The 6,219-nt window shown below is 70.6% G+C and carries 6 protein-coding genes and 1 pseudogene; 3 read left to right on the top strand and 4 right to left on the bottom strand.

The window, feature by feature from the left end; genetic code table 11:
• Positions 1–204: pseudogene (locus G4D87_RS40045) on the bottom strand (hypothetical protein); the annotation flags it as partial.
• A 13-nt stretch (positions 205–217) separates the two neighbouring features.
• On the opposite strand from G4D87_RS40045, the gene G4D87_RS31675 reads away from it, so the two are divergent.
• Positions 218–952, top strand: a complete 735-nt coding sequence (locus G4D87_RS31675) for a hypothetical protein (RefSeq protein ID WP_240358769.1) — start codon at positions 218–220, stop codon at positions 950–952.
• A 174-nt stretch (positions 953–1,126) separates the two neighbouring features.
• Positions 1,127–2,296, top strand: a complete 1,170-nt coding sequence (locus G4D87_RS31670) for a tetratricopeptide repeat protein (RefSeq protein ID WP_163786427.1) — start codon at positions 1,127–1,129, stop codon at positions 2,294–2,296.
• Positions 2,297–2,314: 18 nt separating this feature from the next.
• On the opposite strand, the gene G4D87_RS31665 is transcribed toward G4D87_RS31670, so the two are convergent.
• Positions 2,315–3,229, bottom strand: a complete 915-nt coding sequence (locus G4D87_RS31665) for a LysR family transcriptional regulator (RefSeq protein WP_163786426.1) — start codon at positions 3,227–3,229, stop codon at positions 2,315–2,317.
• A 113-nt stretch (positions 3,230–3,342) separates the two neighbouring features.
• Here G4D87_RS31665 and G4D87_RS31660 point away from each other — a divergent pair, with 113 nt between their 5' ends.
• The gene (locus tag G4D87_RS31660) at positions 3,343–4,113 is read left to right on the top strand and encodes an SDR family NAD(P)-dependent oxidoreductase (RefSeq protein ID WP_163786425.1); all 771 of its coding nucleotides are present in this window, start codon (positions 3,343–3,345) and stop codon (positions 4,111–4,113) included.
• Between the two features lie 10 nt (positions 4,114–4,123).
• Here the strand turns inward: G4D87_RS31660 and G4D87_RS31655 are convergent, their stop codons facing one another.
• Both G4D87_RS31655 and G4D87_RS31650 read right to left on the bottom strand, forming a co-directional pair.
• Complete coding sequence (locus G4D87_RS31655) at positions 4,124–5,287, bottom strand: PQQ-dependent sugar dehydrogenase (RefSeq protein ID WP_163786424.1); 1,164 nt, start codon at positions 5,285–5,287, stop codon at positions 4,124–4,126.
• A gap of 101 nt (positions 5,288–5,388) precedes the next feature.
• Positions 5,389–6,219: DUF1684 domain-containing protein (locus tag G4D87_RS31650; protein ID WP_163786423.1), on the bottom strand; the 831-nt coding region annotated here is incomplete at its 5' end.

Here is a 6,219-nt window from a genome sequence, read left to right as displayed (position 1 = left end):
GCCTGGCCCCGCCGCGGTGCCGCCCGGCCCCGCCGCGGTGCCGCCCGGCCCCGCCGCGTTGCCGTCCGCGTCGCCCGTGTCGCCCGGCCCCGCTTCGTTGCCGCCCGTGCCGCCCGTGCCGCCCGTGCCGCCCAGCGTTGCTCTGCCGCCATCCGTTCCCGGAACGCCGCAGGCGCCTTCTGCTCCGCGCCTTGCCGTCGTCACGCAGCGGCACATCGTGAGGACCTCGCCGCACATCGCCGCTGTTCCGCCGACGCCTCCGACTCCACCCGCGCCGCCGCCTCCTGGCGACCCGGACAGCGGCTACGTGCTGCTCACGGACGGCATGGCGATGATGAATGGCAGCACGGTCGACCTGGAGCTGGCGCGCACCTTCAAGCAGAAGGACAAAGCGATTCTCTTCGTCCGCCGCAAGGGCGAGGCGTTCATCATCCGCGACGCGGCCACCCTGAAGTCCGTTCGCGAGGCGCTCTCCTCCACCCGCGAGCTGGGCAAGGCGCAGAGCGCGCTGGGAGAGAAGCAGGGCGCCCTGGGCCAGCAGCAGGCGGTGCTCGGCCAGCAGCAGGCTTCCCTGGGCCACGAGCAGGGCGGGCTGGGACGCAAGCTGGGTGACCTGGCCTACAAGCAGTCCGGGCTCCACCTGGAGGAGTCGCGTCTGGACGCCCTGCCCGAAGCCGAGCGCGAGCGCCGCCGCTCCGAGCTGAAGAAGCAGGACCGCGAGCTGGAAGAGGAGATGAAGTCCCTGGAGACGAAGATGGCGGGACTGGCCGAGAAGCAGTCCCTCCTGAGCAAGGAGCAGCACCAGCTCAGCGAAAAGCAGCACGCCCTGCACCTGGAGCAGTCCAAGTTGAGCGAGCAGCACCAGTCTCGCATGAAGGAGGCGGAGACGAAGGTGCAGGGCCTCATCGACGAGGCGCTGCGCAAGGGCCTGGGCCAGCCGATGCCCACCTGAGGCGCCCAGGGTGGGTCCTCGATACCTCCCACCGAAGTCTCATCCCTCGCACTTCGAGGCGAAGGCGGATGCCGCTGCGGGTATGGGCGGCGCTCGCTCCAGCAGGCGAGGGCCACACGGGCAAGTGGCTCCGTGAACTGCCGGGACTCGGCACCCCGTGGTAGACCCTGATACATGGCTTCGACGCATGCTCAGGAAGGGGGTCGCTTCCTTCAAACGGGACAGACCCAGGACGCGGTGAAGAGCTTCCAGAAGGGGCTCTCCATTGATCCGAACGACGTGGATTGCCTCCTGGGCCTGGTTCGAGTGCACCTGAGCACCGGCGCGGCGGCGGACGCGGAAGCCGCGGTGCTCCGCCTGCTGAAGGCGAAGCCGGACCACACGGAGGGGCAGGCGCACCTCGCCATGCTGCGCGCCCAGGCGGGCAATCCGGAGGCGCTGGAGTCCCTCAAGGCGCTGGCCGCCGCGCCCACCGCGGGCTACTTCGAGCGCTTCAACCTGGGCTCGCTGCTGTTCGAGCGCGGGGACCTGGCCGGAGCGCGCGCCGCCTTCGAGTCCGTGCTCCAGGTCTCCCCTGGCAGCACCCACGTCCACTTCGAACTGGGACGCATCCGCCTCCAGCAGAACGAGCCGGATGGCGCGGTGTCTCACTTCCTGCGGGCCGCCGAGGGCGCGCCTCAGGAGGCCATGCCGCTGCTGATGTTGTCGCGGGCCCATGCCGCTTGTGGCCAGCTCGGCCTGGCCATCCAGGCCGCAACGCAGGCGCTGGAGAAGGCCCGGGGTGGGCTCCACCGCGCGGTGCTGGAGGACCTCTTCAAGCTGTACCTGTCCGCCGGAAGCTCGGAGGGCGCCAAACGCGCGGCCCTGGAGCTGCGCAAGCTGGACCCTTCCAGCACCACCTATCTCTACCTGCACGGCCTGGCGACGATGAGCGCCGGCGCCTTCGCCGAGGCCAAGGACGTCTTCGCGGAGGTGCTGCGGCAGGCGCCCGGAAGCTGGCAGGCCCAGCACGCGCTGGCGCAGATGCACCTCGCCCTGGGCGAGCGCGCCGAGGCGGTGACGCTGCTGGAGGCGGCCGTGGCCACGGTTCCGACGGACCCCGGCCCCACCAATGACCTCGCGGTGGTGCTGATGCAGGACAACGGGCACGCGCGAGTCGCCGCCTTGCTGGCGCCCGTGCTGGGCGCGCACCCGAACGACGCGGGCACGCACCTCAACATGGCCCTGGGCACCTTCCCCTCGGACAAGGAGCTCTCCGCGCGCCACGCGAAGCAGGCGCTGGCGCTGGGCGCCGAGGACGTGCGCGCGCAGGCCGAGCAGCTGTTGAAGCAGCTCGGCGCCTGAGGCACGGGAGGGCGAGCGTCAGCCCTCCTCGTGCGGCTCGAAGGAGTTCGTGAGCTGCTCGGTGAGCCAGTTCATCACCACGCGCACCCGGCGCGGCAAGCTCCTGCCATAGGTGTGCAGGAGTGAAACGGGCATGGGCATGCAGGTGAGCTCCGGCAGGACCTCGACGAGCTCGCCTTCGCCCACCTCGGGACGCGACCTGCGTCTTGGAATCTGGATGATGCCGAGCCCCGCCCGGCACGCCGCGACGTAGGCGTCGACGCTGCTGACCGTCACCATGCTGCGCATCGGCCACTCGCGGTAGCCGCCTTCGTGCGGATACTCGAAGGAGGGCGTCTCCGCGCCGAGCCCCGGGGAGTAGTGGACGACGAGGTGCCGGTCCAGGTCCTCCAGCTTGCGCGGCGTGCCGTACTTCCTCAGGTACGCGGGGCTGGCGTAGTTCATCATCCGCAGGACGCCGAGCTTGCGCCCCACCAGCTCCGAGTCCCCCTGTGAGCCCACGCGCAGCACGCAGTCGAAGCCCTCCCGGAAGGGCTCGGTGCGTCGGTCCGTCGTGTTGATGAGGACCTCCAGGTGGGGGTGCCGCGCGAGCAGCTCCGGCAGACGCGGGAGGATGAGCTCGCGCGCGATGTTGACGGGCAGGTCGATGCGCACGCGCCCGCGCAAGCCCCTGGCCGCCTGGAACAGAGCGCCGAGCTCATCCGCTTCCTGCACCAGCCGCCGCGCCCGAGGCAGCAGCTCTTCCCCATCCGGAGTGAGCCGCACGACGCGCGTCGAGCGCTGGAAGAGCTGGCAGCCGAGCTCCGTCTCGAGCGCCTTCAGCCGCAGCGACACCCGCGCCTTGGGCATGCCCAGGTGCTCCCCCGCGCGCGTGAAGTTGCCGAGCTCGGCCACCTTCACGAATATCTTCAGCGAATCGAGGTCCAGGCTCATTGTTTCTCCAATCGAAACAGTGTGTCGGAGCGCAGCCGCTTTCTCAATCCACTCACGGCTCACTATTCATGGACAGGTGCGGCGCACCGCCGCGTCACCTGAAAGGACTGGACATGAGCACCTCGAAGAACATGCCCGTGGCTCTCATCACGGGGGGCAGCCGTGGACTGGGGCGGAGCATGGCGCTCAAGCTGGCGGCCCGGGGCACCGGCATCATTCTGACGTATCGCACCGGCGTGGAGGAGGCGGCGGAGGTCGTGAAGCAGATTGAAGCGGCGGGCGGCAAGGCGGTGGCGCTCCCGCTCGACGTGGGGGACACGCGAGGCTTCGGCGCCTTCGTGGAGGCGGTGCGGACGGAGCTGGGCCGTCACTTCGGGCGCGAGCGCCTGGACTTCCTGGTGAACAACGCGGGCATGGGCATCCACGTCAGCTTCGCGGAGACGACCGAGGCCCAGTTCGACGCGCTGATGAACGTCCACCTCAAGGGAGCGTTCTTCCTCACGCAGCGGCTGTTGCCGGTGCTGGCGGATGGCGGGCGCATCCTGAACATCTCCACCGGGCTCTCGCGCTTCACCTTCCCCGGCTACGCCGCCTACGCGACCATGAAGGCGGGCGTGGAGGCGCTCACCCGCTACCTGGCGAAGGAGCTGGGGCCCCGGCGAATCTCCGTCAACGTGCTCGCGCCGGGCGCGACGGCGACGGACTTCGGGGGCGGCGTCGTCCGGGACAACCTGGAGCTGAACAGGAGCCTGGCCGCCCAGGTCGCGCTCGGCCGTGTGGGGCAGCCCGACGACATCGGGGATGCCGTCGTCATGCTGCTGTCGCCGGAGAGCGCGTGGGTGACGGGCCAGCGCATCGAGGCCTCCGGCGGGATGATGCTCTGACGGCGCGCGCTCAGCGCTTCAAACGGAGGATGACGTCCTTGTCCGGCCCGCAGTCACCGCGTCCATCGCAGTTGCTGGTGGTGACGTAGAGGTGGCCATCCGGCCCCATGATGACCTCGCGCAGCCGGCCATGGGTGTCGCGCAGGTACACCTCGTGTTTGGCCACGCGGCTCGAATCCGGCGCGAACTCCACGCGCTGGAGGTGGCGTGAGCCCAGCGTGCCGATGAGCAGCGAGCCCTTCCATTCGGGGATGGCCGTCCCGGTGTAGATGGCGGCGCCGCCCGGGGGCAGGGCGTCCTTGTAGGTGATGGACGGAGTGACTTGCCCCTCGCGCGTCTCGCACGAGTAGATGCCGGGCCAGCCCAGGTTGTCACCGCGGCGGGCGACGCTGACCTCGTCGTGGCCTCGGCGCAGCGTCTCACCGCTGGGGCCGTGGTCCACGATGTACAGCGTGGAGGCGTCGCGCCAGTCGAAGGCCTGGAGGTTGCGGATGCCGGTGAGGAACGCGGGCGAGCCAGGGATGGGATTGTCCTGGGGCACCGCGCCCTCCGGCGTGAGGCGCAGCAGCTTCCCGGCCGGGTCGCTCGCGTCCTGCGAGCGGTCCGGGTCTCTCGCGTCACCGGTGCCCGCGTACAGCATGCCGTCCGGGCCGAAGCGCAGGCGTCCGCCGTCGTGATACGTGGCGGAGGCGATGCCGCCGAAGATGACGCGCTCGTGCGTCGCCGTGGCGTGGTCCTCCGACAGCGTCCATCGCTCGATGCGGTTCTCCTCGGTGCCGCCCGCGTCCGTGGTGACGTAGATGTAGAACTGGCGGTTGCTCGCGAAGTCCGGGTGGGCCGCGATGCCGAGCAGTCCGCCCTCCGCTGCGTCCGCGACGGGGACCGTCGCCACGGGCCGCGGCTGGAGGATGCCGTCCTTGAGCAGGCGGATGCGGCCCGGGCGCTCGGTGACGAGCGCGTCGCCTCCAGGGAGCCACGCGATGCCCCACGGCGTCTCCAGGCCCCGCGCCACCACCTCGACGTTGAAGGGCACGGTGCCGTCGGCGCCCCAGTCGTCCTCCACGCGGATGCAGTCCTGGGGAGACGCGGTGCCTTGCGCCTGGCTCTTGCGGCAGCCGGAGGCGGACAGGGCGAGCACCACGAGAGCGGGGAGGAGCGTCAGAGAGGCGCGCATGGTCGGATTAATGTCCGCGAGCCCGCGGATGCGCCAGCCTCCCGGGCACGGAGCGTCCAGGCGCGGACGCGCGTGCCGGGCTGCTTGCTCCAGGCCCGGCCTCAGTGGTCCGCGTAGCGTTTCTCGCCAGCCTCCACGCGCGTGGCGAGCCGGTTGCCGCGCGGAGGCAGCGGGCAGGTGGCGAACTTCGTGAATGCGCAGGGCGGATTGTAAGCGCGGTTGAAGTCGAGCACGACGCGCCCCCCGGTGGGCATGTCCGCGGAGAGGAAGCGGCCCGCGCCGTAGGTCGCGTCGCGGTTCGTCTCATCCGCGAAGATGATGAAGAGCTTGCCCGAGCCGTCCTCCACGGGCGTCAGCCGGTGCTCCTTGCCAGCCACCGTGAACACGAGCGTGCCGGGGGCCTTCATCTCGTCGATGGTTCCCAGCACGTTGGGCACCTTCAACATGCGAGGCGTCTGCGCGGGCTCGAAGCGCGCCTCGATGCGCCAGTCGTTGCTCGCCGGGTACGTGGGGATGCCCTGGAACTGCTTGCGCGCCGCCGCGCCGGAGTCCCTCACGCGGACGCCCAGCTTGTCGCCTCGGAGGATGAGCTGGAAGCTGACGTCGCCGAGCTTGAGCACGTCTGGCGTGCCCTTCTCGTCCGACTGGAGCGCGCCGCCCGTGAAGGACTGGCCGTCGCGGGTGAAGGTGACGCCAGGCGCGGGCTGGAAGCGCGCGGTGTTGCCCTGCCGCGTGAAGGTGCCCAGCTTCGCGGGCGTCCCCGCGGGGAAGTCCAGGTCGCTCTCGGGTGCGGAGCCCGCTGTCTGCTCGCCTTCCTTGAGCCAGAACAGGCCCACGAGGGTGAGCCATCCGTCCTCCGCCTGGAGCCGCTGGACGCGCTGCTCGTGCCAGGCGCGGGTGGACGTCTGCAAGTCATCGGCGGTGGGCGCGGC

The organism is Myxococcus vastator (genome assembly GCF_010894475.1).
Taxonomy (GTDB): domain Bacteria; phylum Myxococcota; class Myxococcia; order Myxococcales; family Myxococcaceae; genus Myxococcus; species Myxococcus vastator.
Note: the sequence above shows the minus strand (reverse complement) of the source record. Positions and strands in the feature narration are given on the sequence as shown.

Bases quoted from the DNA above. Each gene is read 5' to 3' on its own strand.
- G4D87_RS31670 (WP_163786427.1), top strand. From the start codon at position 1,127: ATGGCTTCGACGCATGCTCAGGAAGGGGGTCGCTTCCTTCAAACGGGA.
- G4D87_RS31665 (WP_163786426.1), bottom strand. From the start codon at position 3,229: ATGAGCCTGGACCTCGATTCGCTGAAGATATTCGTGAAGGTGGCCGAG.
- G4D87_RS31660 (WP_163786425.1), top strand. From the start codon at position 3,343: ATGAGCACCTCGAAGAACATGCCCGTGGCTCTCATCACGGGGGGCAGC.
- G4D87_RS31655 (WP_163786424.1), bottom strand. From the start codon at position 5,287: ATGCGCGCCTCTCTGACGCTCCTCCCCGCTCTCGTGGTGCTCGCCCTG.